8 protein-coding genes are annotated in these 16,468 nt (G+C 33.4%); 3 read left to right on the top strand and 5 right to left on the bottom strand.

Annotated elements, in window-relative coordinates; genetic code table 11:
* Positions 1 to 50: 50 nt before the first annotated feature.
* The 3 genes from NC818_03940 to NC818_03930 are packed head-to-tail and all read left to right on the top strand — an operon-like array spanning position 51 to position 12,460.
* Entirely contained in the window at positions 51 to 6,773 is a 6,723-nt protein-coding gene (locus NC818_03940; protein ID MCM8783908.1) for a hypothetical protein, read from the top strand.
* The gene (locus NC818_03935) at positions 6,748 to 7,638 is read left to right on the top strand and encodes a radical SAM protein (GenBank protein MCM8783907.1); all 891 of its coding nucleotides are present in this window, start codon (positions 6,748 to 6,750) and stop codon (positions 7,636 to 7,638) included. The genes NC818_03940 and NC818_03935 overlap by 26 nt, the downstream gene beginning before the upstream one ends.
* Position 7,639: 1 nt before the next feature.
* Positions 7,640 to 12,460, top strand: coding sequence for a hypothetical protein (locus NC818_03930; protein MCM8783906.1), 4,821 nt, complete (start codon positions 7,640 to 7,642; stop codon positions 12,458 to 12,460).
* On the opposite strand, the gene NC818_03925 is transcribed toward NC818_03930, so the two are convergent.
* Genes NC818_03925 through pgeF form a run of 5 tightly spaced genes read right to left on the bottom strand, consistent with a single transcriptional unit; the run spans position 12,428 to position 16,440 of the window.
* On the bottom strand, positions 12,428 to 13,096 hold the full coding sequence (locus tag NC818_03925) for a rhomboid family intramembrane serine protease (protein ID MCM8783905.1): 669 nt from the start codon (positions 13,094 to 13,096) through the stop codon (positions 12,428 to 12,430). The genes NC818_03930 and NC818_03925 overlap by 33 nt on opposite strands.
* 37 nt (positions 13,097 to 13,133) lie before the next feature.
* A complete protein-coding gene (locus NC818_03920) occupies positions 13,134 to 13,904 on the bottom strand; it encodes a sugar phosphate isomerase/epimerase (GenBank protein MCM8783904.1) in 771 nt (256 codons plus the stop codon).
* A 1-nt stretch (position 13,905) separates the two neighbouring features.
* Complete coding sequence (gene dtd / locus NC818_03915; protein ID MCM8783903.1) at positions 13,906 to 14,343, bottom strand: D-aminoacyl-tRNA deacylase; 438 nt, start codon at positions 14,341 to 14,343, stop codon at positions 13,906 to 13,908.
* A 41-nt stretch (positions 14,344 to 14,384) separates the two neighbouring features.
* The gene (locus tag NC818_03910; protein MCM8783902.1) at positions 14,385 to 15,779 is read right to left on the bottom strand and encodes an MBL fold metallo-hydrolase; all 1,395 of its coding nucleotides are present in this window, start codon (positions 15,777 to 15,779) and stop codon (positions 14,385 to 14,387) included.
* 46 nt (positions 15,780 to 15,825) lie between these two features.
* Positions 15,826 to 16,440 (bottom strand): peptidoglycan editing factor PgeF, encoded by a 615-nt coding sequence (pgeF, locus tag NC818_03905; protein ID MCM8783901.1) that lies wholly within the window; start codon positions 16,438 to 16,440, stop codon positions 15,826 to 15,828.
* Positions 16,441 to 16,468: the final 28 nt, after the last annotated feature.

The following is a 16,468-nucleotide window of genomic DNA, read 5'->3' as shown; positions in this document are numbered from 1 at the left end:
ACAAACAAAATTTTTGACGGTGGAGAAAGTTTGTGTTATTATGTTGTACAATGTTAAAAATAATATTTTTTTTACTTCTCTTATTTAAATCTACCTCTTCTCTACTTGCCGAAGAATGGCAAGAGGAGTTATTTAAAAAATCTCCCCGTTTAGAATATTTTAAAAAAGAACTTCTTAAACGTTCTTCCACCCATCGATTGCTTACCACTTCACCACAAAATGTATCCAATCCCATTCTGCTGCGAGAAGGGTTGGTTTATACTCTTTACGAATTGGAAATTGAAAAGACAAAATTTATAATCTTAAAAGATTTATCTGAATTTTTGTATTCTCTAAAGTACAAAGACAAAGAAATTGAAACAATCAAAGAAATAATCCAGTCTTTTTCACGAATTTCTTATTTGCGCTCCGAAATTAATCCCCAAGCAAATCTTTGGTTAAATCAGGAAAAAGAATTATTAGAAGAGGAGCTTAAAAAGAAAAACGAAGAAAAATCTTTTTATCATCAAATACTTAAAGATAAATTTAACATTAATACTCTGATAGAAGAAGAATCGCTCTTTAAAAATATAAAAACGGGCATTGAGAGAGAAATAATAAAAAAGAAAGAAGAGCTTTTAGAATGGGACAGTAGCTATTTTCAAGAAAGAAAAGAAAAATACCCTAATTTAGTCTACTATCTCAATACCTCTACAAATATTCCCTATGTTTTCTTCACTTTTCCTATCCCTCCTTCCATATTAGGAGAAATATACAATCTATACTATGAACGGAATAAAATTGAACTTAAAATCGCTGAGTTAGAAAATGCTTTTATTGAGGAAAAAATTAATCTTCAACTTAAATATATCCAGAAAAAAAGAGAAATTCTCAGAAAAATAATAGAGGAAATCAATGAGGCAAAAGGATTATCCAATTCTTTTGAAGAATATTCCTCCATAGAAAACATTTTTTTAGAAGCCTCTCTATCTCTAATAAGACTTGACAAGGAAGAAGAATTATTAAGAAAAGAACTTCTGATACACAAAACAAATTCTTCCAATAATGAATTAAAAATAAACCTCTCCTCTCTCCCAAAATTAGATACCCTCCTTAAATATGTTGAAGAAAATTCCCTCTTTCTGAAAAAAATAGAGAGGGATTTGTCTATTCTAAAAAAAATGGCTTCAAAACATGATTATTTCTCCTCCCTCCATACCTGGAGAGAATTGTGTTACGAAAACGAAAAATATAATCTATTTAATAGAATATTTTATAACTGGTTATGCTTAAGCTCAGCACAAGAAGCATACAATTTTCAAAAAGAAATCTATAATCTTACCACTAAATTATATGATTTGAGTATAGACTCTCCACTTTATACACCATTTGACAGAAAGATAAAGAGAATAGAAATCTTAAAACAAGAACTTATCGTTTTAGATAAAGAGAAACTAATTTCTTTACTTTGGCTGGATTTAAAGAATGCAATTAAAGTTCCACAAATAGATAATCTCGATGCTTACGATTACGATGAAGAAATTCTTAATCTTGATATAGAAAACTTTCATAAAAAACACTTCTCTGAAAAAGCATTTAGTAAAGAAAAAAAAGAATTAATTAAAAAAATTAATAATAACGAACTCGCCTTATTAGCAAAAGGACAAGGCAGAATTATTCTCCATCCTAAAGAAGAGAGTACAGAAGAAAGTTTTTCGCTACCCTTTAGATTGGAAATAACTGCCGAACCTCTTGCTTCTTTCTCTATTATAAATACATCAAAATTAAACTCTCTTAAAGAATACTATAACTTAAGAAAGCAATTAGAAGAAGAAAAGGAAAATAAAGGAAGACTTTACAATTTGGAACTCTTAGAAATGACCAAAAATAGGATTAAATTCATAAGTGATTTGCTCTCCGAACAGGAAGCTATAATCAGAGATTTAGAGAAGATAATTTCTCCGGATATAGAGGAACGTATAACCCAACAAAGAATAAGGATTTTAAATCTAAAAAATCACCTCTTAGAAAAAAAACAGAATTGCGCTTTTGATTTAATTCATACAAAGATTATCCAAATGCCGGTTTTAAATAAATATGAAGAAAAACTAATTTTAGAAAAAATATACCCCTTCTTAAACAAAGAGATTGCCTCAATTATAAACGCAATCAAAGATAAGGAACAGAAATTAGAGAGTATAAAATCTCTTTATACCTTTAAAAATCTTGAAAAAAAAGAGGAAAAAATTGAAAAGATAAGCTCTCTTATTGAAGGTGTGATAAAAATGTTTACTGTCAAAGAAAGAATCGGTTTAATCCCTTTAGACGACCTAAGCGAGCTGAAGCTAATCAAAAATAATCTTGAGGAAGAGCTTTACCAGACAAGAAGAGAAAATATCGCTCTTAAGAAAAAAAACGTTCCTTATAATAAAGTAGAACCGTTTGATGCAAAAGAGTTACAGAAGGCATATTCGTTATTCAATTTAGAAGAAATTAAAAAACGCGACCCTTATTTAAAATTCGTGGAGTTAGAATTAAATCATCCCTCTACACAAGAAACAGATTTTTTAACATACCTCTACAAAGAAAGGGAAAGCAAAATAAAAGAGGAATGGCTAATATTTTCTAAAGCAAATTATCTATACGATAAACTCCTTAACTCTACAAAAAAGAGCGAAAAGATTTGCGAAGAAAATTTAAACAATGCTATTAGAAGTTTAAAGGAAGGGGGCATAGGAATCTATGGTGCCTATGGTTTAAATTCAATCCTTTTGAAATACATAGAAGAACAAAAAAGAATTTATGAGTTTCGGGAAGAATATCAGAGATATCAGACAGAAATATGGAGCATAATAAGTGGCTTATCTCGTTTTAATCATCTTTCCTTAATTCCCACCGGATTAAATATCTCTTGGAAAAGAATCGTTAATTCTTTAAGGATTGAACCATTCATTTTAAGAGAAAGAGAAAAAAGAAGAAAAGAATTTGTTAGTAAAAACTATAACCAGAAAATTCACGCTTTTAAATTTATCCGCGCGGAAGAAGAGAAAGAAGAATCTTTAAAAAGAAGAAGGGATCTGTTTAAAAATGCCCAAGAACAAGAGCTAAGAAACATAGAATACTTAGATAAACTCTGGGAAAAGGATAAACAATTCCGAGAAAGAATAAGGAAAATTATTGAAGAAAGCCAAATAGATATAAAAAAAGAAATTAATCCTCTTAAGGAAAAACTTTCTCTGCGCGAAGCGAACGAAGAAATTTTAGAATTGATATTCATTAACTATGCTAAAAGATTCCGCAAAAAAGAAAATATAAGAAATTACATAAATGATATTACAAATCTTTTTTCTATCCTACCGGTAAATACAAAAGAACTTGAGAATCTTCCCCAATGGTGGGCAAAATATATTTCTGCTCTCCTTCCTTATCCCGAAAAAACTCATTTGGAAGAAATCACCGATCCGCGACTTTTGGGACTATACCTCTACTACGCAGAATTGAAAAAATATCTGGGACTTAAAGATATAGAATCTCTTTCACTATATATCGATGAGGATAAAAAATTCTTATTCTTAGACCTGCGCAATCTCCCATTAGAAAAAATCGAGGAATATCTCAATTGGGAAACGGAAAAAATAAAAACATTGGATACCCTTACTCTCTCTGAATATTCAAAACAAGAATGGGAAGAAAGAAGGAAACTTTTCTTGAAGAATACAGGAGGCATCTTTGGATATACCTACGGCTCTTTAAAAGAAAAGAATCTTCAGAAAGAAATAATTGTTTGGTTAGTTAATAGTGGCATAGAAGATAAAGAATATGCCCAGTTCATTGACGTTGCAGAAACTGTTATTAAAGAAATGGGAAGATTCCTTCCTCCTCTCACCCGCGAAGAAAAATTAAATATTAACGAAGCGGTAAGGCTACGCTGGCTCGCATATAAACAAGAGTTATCGCTATTGGAAGAGGAGGACAAAAGACTTGATGAAGCTATTTTTATAGGGAATCTCCTCTCTTGGTGTGAATTTTTCTGGGAAAATAGAATCAAAAAGGAAGAAATACCGTTATTTTTTAACTTCATGAATACCTTAAAGAAAGAAAGGTTTTTTACTGAAATTTATGGTAAATATGAAGAGGTAAGTATCTTGCGAAAAAACTTCTATATATCTTCTCTAAGCTACTGGGCAGAAAAATGGCTTAATTTTTACCAGAAGAATCCTGAAGAAGCAGAAGATATGATTAAAAAATACCTCTCTCGCTTCAGGCTATTTTATTCGCTTGATTCCTTTCAACGCCTCTACGGACCCCTTGACCTTGCAAAAATTAATCCCCAGAGATGGGAAGAAAAAAGACAACTGCGAGAATTCATGGGGAAAATTGGGTTTTTTGTAGACTGGACTTTTAATCTCTCTCTAAGTGAAGAGGAGACAAAAACATTTTTTAATAACCTGTTTACTCTATTCCTAAACAAAGAGTTCATTGAATCTTTCTATAGAAATCAAGGTATAGAACTAAAACTAAGTTGGGAAAATAGTGAAGAGAAAGAAGAGATCCTAGGAATATTGATCAATTGGGTCCAATTTTTCCATTTCAGAGAAATAAAAGAAAAGGAAGAAATGTTTAACGCTTTAGAAGAAATAAAATTTATCCAAAAAAAATCAAAAAGCTTTCAACTAAATTTTGATATCGATGAAATAAGATATTGGTGGGAAAAATCTAAGGTTAAAGGATGGAGTTCAGAATTCTTAGAAAAAATATTCTCCAACATTAATCAGCTCAACCAACTAATGTCCGTTGTATGCAATGAACTCTTAAAAGAACTATCTACATCACCCTTCTCCGAATGGGAAAATTATCAAGTAAGAGAAAAATTAATAAAGACGATTGAAAAAAATAAAAATATTCCCCTCAGCCGGTCAGAAATTTATAATTTAGCAGAAAAGATTATGCCTACTTATAACCTGGATTTCACAGCAATAAAAAATTACTATAAGGAAAAAATTTATATTGAAACTGCTTATTATGTATTTACAGGAGAGGATATTTATCCACCCAAGATGTTCCAATTCTATTCCATAATGAAAGAAAGAGGCTATAGCCTGAAAGAAATGGGGAATTTTATATACCTCTATGCTATGTTCAAAAGTGATAAACTACTCTCTAAGACTAATCCGTCTGATTTAGAGATATATGGTTTGTTAACCCATCTCTTTAGACAGATTCCTCCTTACGGAAAAAAATTCCGTTTATGGATGGACAAGGCAACATTTTTAGTAAAATGCTTTTATAAAGAACATTCTAAATATATCGATTTCTCCCTGCTTAAATTTATACTAAATTATTCCCTCCTCCGTATGCGCCCTTGGCAAATAAAACTTCTGGTGGAAAATGGCGCATTAAGTACAAACAGCCCTGACGAAGAGATTCGCATGGCGAATACAGAGGAAGATTTACGAAGGTATGTCTTTAGGATTTTTTGGGAGAATCTAAATGAACCAATTTCGGAGGAAGAGGTAAAAGAATTTACTAACTTCCGAACATCCAAATCTACGGAGGAAGTAAAATCCGGTTTCAAAAAAGCGATAGAAAGATATGCTAAATTTCAGAACGGTTTTATCAACATCTTCTTCCAAAAATACTCTAAGAATAAAACCACCCTCCAAGAAATTTACCCCAAATTAGAAGAAATTTTAAAAGAAACAAGAAGGATAATTATCCCCGAACTCCTTCGACATATTTTTTCTGGTGAAGAAGAGACGTTTAACGAAAGACAAAAAATAATTCTTTCATTAAATAAGAATACCTCTAAACACCCATGCCATCCACAACCTTTTTACGATAGAAAAAAAATACAAAAAGATATTATAGAAAGAGCAAGAACTATTTATAAAATAGAACTTCCTCCTCATAAATCATCGAGTCTTACATGGAAAGTTCTGGAAGGATTGGGAGTGGAAGATACCTTAAAAATATATATCGAAGATTATGGATGGTTAGAGGATTTATATAAAAAAATATTTTCAAAGGGAAAAGTTGATTTTGAGGATTATTCAATACTAAACTACTTTAGCGAAGAAATAAACCGTGGTAGCACCAGAAGAGAAATTATCCCCCAACTATTTACGATTTCTCAAGAAATTAAAAATGGCTTTCACGAAATTTTTAATAAAGATATCCCCATCCAGAAAGCAATAGATTATGCATGGCCAATCCTCCACTCAGGAGGAGAAGCAAAAACTGTAGGAAAAATATTTTCTTTAGTAAATACGTTCAAAAAATATTTGGAAGAAATAATGGATGATTATTTAATTCATGAACTTTTATTTCTTACAGGTGAAATATACAGTATAGAAATGGGAGAAAAACCTTTACGCGTTTATTCTATAGAAGAATATACTAAAACTTTGGAAGAGATGTTAAGCCACCTAAAGATAGCAAAGGAAGAAATAAATTATATAAAATTAAAAGAAGTTGCAGAAAAAACAATGTTTCTTCTACAACCACCGGTGGTATTTTTATCCTACGCGCGGAAAGTAGAATATATCCATGAATTTATAAATAAATATCATAAAAATGTTACCCCCAAAGAAATTCTCGTGTATTTAGATATTATAAAAAGAGATACGGTGAACTTCTTAAATCTCAAAAGTATTTTTTATGAATGCACTCCGGAGGCTCTCATTATTCAAAAGTTAGAGTCTGCTCTTTCTCTGTCTTTTAAAAATTTTCTCAAACAAAACTTAAAGCCTAAAAAGCTCAAAATTTCTTATGCTCCCTCTATATCTCAAGAATAGAGACAAAATAACGAAGAAATTAGAATATTTAAAAGAAAGGTTATCCCCCTGTCAACTTTGTCCTCGCAAATGTCGAGCTAAACGTGCCGAAGGAGAAAAGGGATTCTGTGGAGGTGGAGAAAAAGCAACTGTCGCTTCTTATTTCCCCCATTTTGGTGAAGAAAAATGTCTAGTAGGTGAACACGGTTCAGGAACAATATTTTTTACACACTGCAACCTTAAGTGTGTCTTCTGCCAGAATTATGAGATAAGTCACTTAGGCGAGGGAAAAGAAATCTCTTCTCAAGAATTAGCTAAAATTATGCTCTTCTTACAAAAACTTGAATGCCATAATATAAATTTGGTCACTCCAACACATTTTGTTCCACAGATTTTAGAAGCCTTAACTTTTGCCATAGAAGAAGGACTCACAATCCCTTTGGTTTATAACTGTGGAGGGTACGAATCGGAAGAGGTTATCGATATTTTAGAAGGCATCATTGACATCTATATGCCCGATACAAAATTTTATTCTTCTCAGATATCCCAAGAATTATCCTCCTGTAGTGATTATTTTGAAAATTTAAAAAAAATTCTTAAAAAAATGCATGGCCAAGTGGGGAATTTAATTATAGAAAATGGTGTTGCCCAGCGAGGTTTACTTATTAGACACCTGGTAATGCCTAATCAAACGAAAGAAACAAAAGAGATTATGAAATTTATTGCTGGAAATATATCTTCTGAGAGTTATGTAAACATTATGTCCCAATATACTCCTTGTGGAGAAGCACATCACTTCCCTCATATAGGCAGAGCAATAACGAGGGATGAATATTTAGAAGCACGCGAGATTGCTCTTTCATTAGGGATAAAACGACTGGACTAAGATGATTTTGGCAATATCTATTATACTTTTTTTAATTATTGCCTGGAAATTTATAATAATTTTAGGGGAAACCTGCTCTACGCTCTTTAAATTTATCAAAGTAAAAACACCCCTTGAGAAAAAGAGACTAAAACGTCTCCTCCTCATTAGAACTTGTTTTTTATTGCCCTGTGAATTCTTAACCCTCTTTGTTACTTCTATATTTGCTTTTATCGTATTCCACTGGTTTAGCTCATCATTATTAGCGATTTCCTTAGTAAGTATATTATTTAAAGAGATATTCTCCGAAATCCCTTATCTACTGGTCTCAACATTTCTCTATTTTTTTAGAAAACCCCTCTATCTTAAAGATGACCCATTTATTCAAGAAACAGAGATAATTCCCGCAAATTTCTTCTCTGCCCTCTATATACCTCAAAAAGCAAAAAGTAACGCTGAGGTCTATGCCTGTATAACCCAAGGACTTCGTGCCTTACGGAACAACCTCAACCCCAAGAGCCATCTTGCTTTTATTTACCATAGTGACACCGAGGAAGAATCTCTTGTAGAAGAAGAAATTCGTTTGATTCTGGACGCAAAGAAAGAACTTGGCAGTAAAGTGTTCCTCTTTGCACGCAACCAAGAAGCTTACAACCCAATGTTCTTGAAAAAGCCCGGCGGTTATATGAGTGATTATCAAATTTTAACCACAGGGGTTTGGCATCCCTTGAACTATGTTTCGCACAGTTTTGATGCAAGGCGTCAGAAAATTGTCTGTCTTGATGGGGAAATTCAAGAACATATCCCTTTCTATTCTTTAGGTAAAAAAGATGAATTTCAATACTTCCTTCACTATAAAGGAAATTTCTTTCTGAGAGAGAAATTAAATCTTAAGAAATACCCTCCCCAAGAAGAAATATATGAAGATATAAAATTTTTGTCTGAAAGTTATCTTATTGATAAAACAAATTCAGAAAAATACTACCTTATCTCTCAGGGAGCAATCTTTTCTCCTCAGGGAGAACTTTTGTTTAATGCCAAGCAATGGAAGATAGATTCGGAAGGCAGAATAGAATTTTTAGAATCCAGAGATAAAAATTTTGAAGGTAAAAATTATGCTTTTATATTTGTGCAGATTGTATATACAAACGAAGGTAAAAAATTAATTCTTGATTCTGTTTCTAATCTTATTGATGCCTCCAATGGCAAAATTTGGGCAAGGGCGGGAGAATATCGTATAGATTTTTCTTACGACCTCTACAAGCTTAAGGATAAAAAATTCCACTTTGTCAAAAAAGATATCACCATTGAAAAAAAATTAATAAAAGGGGTTGATTACCGCAGGTTAGCTTTTGACCGTCTGCTTAATATATCTTGGTTAAGCATAAAAAATCTTGTAAAAGAGAAAATTATCTCTTTCTCCCAAGCAGATGAATTTATGAAAAATGGTATCATAGGAAACATTTATAACCTCCATATTGGGAAAAAGGGTATAGAAAAAGAATATTTTATAGAAGACACCCTAATAAAACTTAAAGAAAGGGTCTTCGGTGGCTATTTAGTCCAGGAAGGACGAGGATTTAGGCTGGACAAAGAAGGAAATCTTTTTTTTGAGGACAATTTAATAGAACCAAAGGAAAATATCAAGGAAACTTTTTTGCACAGAGAAAATGATTTGGTCTATCTTATGTATAGGGAAAAAGAAGAGGATTTCTTTGTCCGTCTCACAGAAACAAACGAAAAAGTTATAGCGAACCCTAAAGATAAATATATCTATATTCATAATTCTTGGATTAATAAAATAAAAATTACAGATTCGGGATTTGTGGTTAATGAAAAGGACGGTTTTTATTTAGACAACGAAGGTAATATTTGGTATATAGGCGACGTATTTGAGAAAGGTATAGCGAAACCTTTGTTGATAGCAAAAAAGGATAAAATAAAAGAACTGCATAAAGAAGAAATTGCTCTTGATTATACAAACTATGCTCTGATAAAAACCACCCTTTTGGCGGAAGCAGGCGGTTGGTATAAAGACAAGGAAAATAATATAAGGATAAGAAAGATCCTTTCTCTAAAAGACTATGTCTACTTCGATGAAAAATTAAATGCTCTCGTGATTAATCCTTTGGATGGTGATTATTTAATTTATCCCTCGGGTTCTTATACTGTAGGAGATGTCTATCTTTGGCAAAAAGAATCAACGGATGATGTAGTTGTCAAAGAAAAGGATGTTTTAATAAAAAATGGAAATTTAATTAAAGAGGAACTCTTAGCGAAAAAGGAGGATTATATTTTCAATAAAGATGGAGAAATCGTCTTAAAAAATGGAGAGAAGTTGCCCTACGGAATACATTTAAGATTTAAAGATGCGCAAATACTTAGAGACGAAAATGGAAATTTTATCCCCGCAGACTGTGGCATAAAAATCATAAACCAAACTGATGCAGATGACGAATTCCAACCGCAAACGCTCTCTTATCTTAACAGCAAACTCATACATAATCTCCATGAAGAAGACCCCTATTTGATGCTTCAACCGGAAATCTGTTTTGCCAATCAGGGCCAGTCCACATTTGCCCGTTTCCATTCCTGGGCACAACAGATGTATCGTTTCAGCGCAAGAGCAATTTTCTCTTTATATGGAGAATCTTCCGCTTATGGCAAGATGACAAAATTGGTCGATGCTTATGTCAAAAATATACTGTTTAAAGAAGCTATACCGCCATTAGCAAGAACCCACGACCACTGGGAAGCAATGCATCTTAAAACTGCTCTTGTGTATTCTTATCCTTACCTAAAAAGTAAAAATCTTATCGAAAATATCCCCCCTAACTACATCTCTTTTCTAAAACGGCTTGAGGGATGGTTAGGTGGGGATCTTCTTCTATTAGAATACGAAACCTATTTCGGAGTCTTTATTGATTTTTTCAGAATGGTTTTTTCCCTTCTAAAAATAAACTTTTCTGAATTTAAATTTTGGTTAGGCCATATTTATGTAAGAATTAAATATCTTAAAGAAAAAAACGAAGCCCCCTCCTATTTAGCAAAAATATTGCGTATCTGGCTAATAAAACGCTTAGCGTTCTCCCCTCTTTATTACTGTATATGGTTAATGCTTATAGGAACGATTTCTCTGGTTATCCCCGGGATACTCACCATAAAATCTCCTGCTATTGCTTGGCATATCTTCTGGTCTGTTTTAATAATTCTAATTTTTTTACCCAAAGCCGTTGTCCCCCTTCTTGAACGTCTAATTTTATTCGAGAAGAAAAAAGAGAAATTACTGATTTTTCTATTATTATTGCTTATTTCTTTCTACATATATAAATTAGGAAATAACGCTTTCCCCGGAAATTGGGGGAAATTTAGTGCCTTTATTATTAGTCTATATGTTCTCCGCCGTATAATTATTTATATTATGAAGTCAATTTTTTCTCTATATCCAGGTCTGATTAATCGCTTAGTAAGCATAGTGATTATATCGACCATTGGCTTCTTTGCCTGGCTCTATGCACCCTTTTTATTAAACTGGATGGAGAATATTACTTCCGCAAACTGGGTCTTTTTGTTTCTCTTCCAATCTTTTCCATCCCTGGCGGGTTTTTTATTTCCCCTCATCCTTCTTTTAGAAATTGTCCCCTCTCAAAGAACGGTTTTAGACATATTAAAAAGAGGATTTATAGAAACAATCTATTCTAGTTCTATCCTCCTTATGAATGTAGTGCACATTCCTTTTATTGTCATCTCTAAAATCTGGTTTATTATTTTCAACCCTAACACCTCTATCCCTTGGTTTACCACTCCTTTTGTAGAAAAAATCCTTGGCAAAAAAACTTCCCTTTTTGAAGTATATTTACGTCTAATCGCTACTCCCATTCTCTCCTTAACTTTTGCTGTAATTCCTGTTTTTTCAGGGTTAGCCGACCCTTCGCTTATCTTCTATGGGTGGCCAGTATTTATCTGGTCATGGATAATAGGACCAATGCTTGCATGGCTATCAGGAAATTATGGAGAAAGCCCATCATTCTCTTCTCTTGAATTCTTAGGGATGCGGGATAGAATTAAGTTATTGAAAAAAGAACTGTCTAATAAAAATAAACCCTTAGAGAGAGAACAAATTATCGAAAATATCTTGGAATATAATTTGGAAATCAATCATACGTTGGGCCCTCGAGAATTGTTAAGAATATTTTTATCTTTTCTTACTGAAATGGATTGGGAAAAATTCCCTGCAAAAAATCTGTTAGAAAAACTTACCCATAAGGAAATACTGCCCGAAAATTTGCGTGAGTATAACTGGGAAACTCTCAATGAACTTAGTAGGGCGCGAATTTTGTTAAAGCTATATAAAAACAAAAAATACAGAATCTATCTTCCTCAGGATAAAGAGATAAAATTCATTAAAGCCTTAACCGCGCTTATAAATCTTATGGGGCCCAAAAAACTCGGTTTCCCCCCTTGGGAAGAACTTTCCTTTAATCAACAAAAAAAATTAATCAAAAAAATAATCAAAAGATACAAAATCAGTATTGCGGAAGAAAGGGAAATAAGAAAACTATTGCAGTTTTTTGAAAATAGTGAGTTAAAAAAATTATACAAAAAAATAATGAGTTTACGGAATCTAAGCGAAGTTATTGATTTGGTTGCTCCAGAATATTTCTATTTGAGAAAGGCTCTATCCGAGATACAGAACATTCCTTATGCTAAACTATCACTTTATCAGAAGGATGTCTTTTTAAATTTGCTCACAACACGCTATAATCTCAGACAAAAAATATACACAAAGATAATTAAATCCTCCTTAAATCTAATATCTTCTCCTGCCTCGCTGGTAGAATAGAGGTAAGAGTAACACTCCTGCAAAAAAACCACCAAGATGAGCAAACCAAGCAACCCCTCCACCTAAATCGCTGTCCATTCCCGAACTAATTATCCCTGATAAAAATTGAACCGCAATCCAGAATCCAAGAAAGAAAAAAGCAGGAATTTTAACTATTCTGATAAAGTAGAAAATAGGAATTATGGTAACTACCCTTGCTTGAGGGAAAAGAATAAAATATGCCCCTAATACCCCGGAAACCGCTCCACTTGCACCTAAAGTAGGAATAGTTGAATGGGGATTGGTAAGAATGTGTGCAAGGGAAGCGGAAATTCCGCAGAGAAAATAGAACAAGATAAATTTAAAGTGCCCCAAAACGTCCTCAATATTGTTGCCAAAAATCCAAAGGTAAAGCATGTTTCCCAAAAGATGCAATAAACTCCCATGCAAAAAAAGTGAACTAAAAAGCGTACGTAATTGAGAAAAATCAAAATAGTTTATAAAATTATATGGAATAAGGGTATAACGACGGATAGTTATCTCTAATGAACTACCTAAGGAAAGCTCATAGAGAAAAACAATGGAATTAACAATAACCAAAACAATGGTTACAAAAGAGAACCTTTCTGTAGGATTTTCATCATGTAAGGGAATCATTCTAAAATTCAGAAATAAAAAATTTTACATTTAATGTCTAAATGTTTAGTATGTATTCTAAACTTGGCGGAATATCTTCTAAACTGTGAGGCTCAAGGGTAATGGTAGGTAAGATTCCTCTTTCCTTGATTAATTGGAAGAATTCCTTGAAGTTAATGTCGCCTTTTCCTAAAGCTAAATGGGTATCAAAATCCCCTAAGTTATCCGAAAGATGAATCTCCCCGATAACTTCTTTTGGATATTCCTTGAATATTTCGAGTGGGGATTTATTACCAAAGGCATTGAAGTGCCCAATATCAAAACAGGCAAGAAAGTTTGGAGAATTAATTTTTGCAATAAGTTCTAAAATTATACTTGGTTCGGGATCTAAAGAATTCTCGATTAATAAATAAATATCCTTTTCTAACAAATATTCTGCAAAAGGTTTCCAAATTTCATAGGAATTTTCCAGCCATTTTTCTCTATGATTTCTATAATAAAGATGCCCAAAACCATGGTGAAAAACAATATTTGAAGAATTTAATCGCTCACAAAAAGATATCGTCTGCTTAATCCGTTTCTTAGAAATACTGCGAATCTCTGAATCTAAAGAACCAGGATTAAGGTCGTATATTGGACCATGGATATTCTTTTTAAGTCCATGTTTTTCAAAAATTTCGTTTATCAATTCTATTTCTTTATCATGATAACAATCCAAGGAATCTCCATCAATATAAATCTCGCAATTTATTCCTAAATCTGCTATCTTCTCCAAATTTGGCAAAAGCACCCTGTAAGGAACATGTACAAAAATCGTTTCTTTTCTCATTCTATGTTTCCAAAATAAAAGTAACGGGACCGTCGTTGATTAGTTCTACTTCCATTCTTGCAGCAAATTTACCTTCTTTTACTCCTAAACCAGTTTTTGCCAATTCCCTAATAAATAAGTCGTAAAACATTTTTGCCTCAGTTGGTTCCGCACAAGGGTCAAAAGAAGGTCTGCGTCCATCCCAACAATCTGCATATAGCGTAAACTGTGACACTACCAAAATTTCACCTTTGACATCCTTTATAGATAAATTCATTTTACCTTGGCTGTCATCAAATATCCGCAACTCGGAAATCTTTTTAGCCAATTTTATAGCGCTTTCTTCGGTATCTCCTTTACCCACCGCCAAAAAAATCAAAATACCCTTCCTGATATCAGCAACGGTCTCATTATCTACAACTACCTTGGATTCTTTTACACGTTGTATTACCGCTTTCATAGCAAACCCGCATTTCAAAAATCAGAATTTAATATTTAAACTTATAACTCCGCCTCATCCCCAACTTCGGGTACATAGACATTATCTACCCCTACTTCCTTAATACCTTCAGCCAAAGCCTCGGACTGGTCTGGATCGCCATGAACTACAAAAACTTTCTTAACCGATTCTTTAGTTCTTCTTACATACTTGAGTAAATCGTTTCTATCCGCATGACCGCTAAAAGCATTCATTATCACTACCTCTGCTTTAAGTCTATATTCCTCGCCGAAGATTTTCACTTTTTTTTCCTTCTCTACAATTTTCCTGCCAAGGGTATCCTGGGCCATATATCCCACAATCAATATGGTGTTTTTGGGGTTTTCAATATTGTGTCTTAAATGATGCAGAATTCTTCCGTTTTCACACATGCCCGAAGCAGAAATAATTATGGCGGGTTTTTTTAAATCATTAAGCGCCTGCGATTCTTCTTTAGAACGAGTATAAACAACATTTTCAAAGCCAAATGGGTCACGCCCCATCAAAAGCATATTTTTAGTCCTTGCGTCGAAACAATCGGGATGGAGGCGAAAAATCTCTGTAATGTTTATCGCTAAAGGGCTATCTACATAAACAGGGATGGCAGGAATCATTCCCTTATTCCACAAATCACTCAAACACCAGATAATCTCCTGAGTCCTCTCCAAAGCAAAGGCAGGAATAATTATTTTCCCCTTTCTCTTAAAGGTACGATTTATCAAATCAGCCAGTTCTTTTTTCACCTCACTAAATTCGGGGTGCAAACGATTGCCATAAGTAGATTCAATAATTATATAATCCAAGTCGGGAATAAATTCTGGGTCTTTCAAAAATGGTAAATTTTGCCTTCCCAAATCTAAAATATATCCAAGCCGTTTTGGACGAACTGTATCCTCGGTAATTTCCAAGAGGATGAGAGAAGAACCTAAGACATGCCCTGCATCAAAAAATTCTACTTTTACTTCCTGACTCAGACTAAATACCTTATGATATCCAATGCCCATAAAAAGCCCCAAAGCTCTCTCTGCATCCTCAATAGTATATAGTGGACTGAGTAAAGGTTTTTTCTTTTTCTTCAATCTCTTATTCAAAAACTCAGTATCCTTCTCTTGAATATAGGCTGAATCTCTTAACATCGCATTAGATAGGTCGTAGGTAGCCAAGGTAGAATAAATGTGTTTCTTAAACCCCAACCTCGATAAAGTAGGGATATTACCGCTATGGTCGATATGCGCATGGGAGAGAACGACTGCCTCAAGTTTGGATAAATCCACTTTGGGATTTTCATTAAATAACCGTGCCTCTTGACGCTTACCCTGAAAAAGTCCGCAATCTAAAAGGAAATTATTTCCTTTAACCTCTATGAGGTGATGGGAACCGGTTACAGACTTTACTCCTCCCAAGAATTTTATCTTCATCTTAGATATTTTCTACTATCTACTCTAACCCTTTACTTTTGTATCTTTACATTAACATAATTAATGAAATAATCCTTCCTACATCCTTACCTTCTTTGCGATAAGAAAAGAATTCATGGTTTTGACAAAAAGTGCACATCCCGCAGTCAAAAATATTCTCATCCCTTACGCCTAAAGAACGCAACTGTTCTAAATTTGCTTCCTTGAGGTCTAAAAATAGCTCCTCTTTTCTACCTTGAATATGTTTAGGAAAATAGCTTTGTAAATCTTTATTCACTTTATAGCAACATACTCTTATACTCGGACCGAATGCTACAAGTAAATCAGAAGGCATTGTAGAAAAACGCCTCTGCATATTAGTGACAGTATTTTTTAGGACTTCTTCTTTAGTGCTTCGCCAACCTGCATGCACTATCCCAATAGCCTTCCGAACTGTATCGTATAGAAATATAGAAAGGCAATCCGCAGTAAGTACCCCCAGGGCTATTTCTCTCTCCTGAGTAATCAAAGCATCAGCAAAAAACTTCTTATTCCTATTATCCAAACTTACAAATTCTACTTTACCACCGTGTTCCTGTTCGGGCAAGACTAACCTGGTTCTTTCTATGCCCAATCTCTGATAGAGGTATCTGCGATGCTCTACCTGAGAAAAATCTATCAATCGATTTGAGAAAAAAGCACCTACGGGG

This window comes from Candidatus Omnitrophota bacterium (assembly GCA_023819145.1).
GTDB lineage: Bacteria > Omnitrophota > Gorgyraeia > DTHP01 > DTHP01 > JBFWKV01.
Note: the sequence above shows the minus strand (reverse complement) of the source record. Positions and strands in the feature narration are given on the sequence as shown.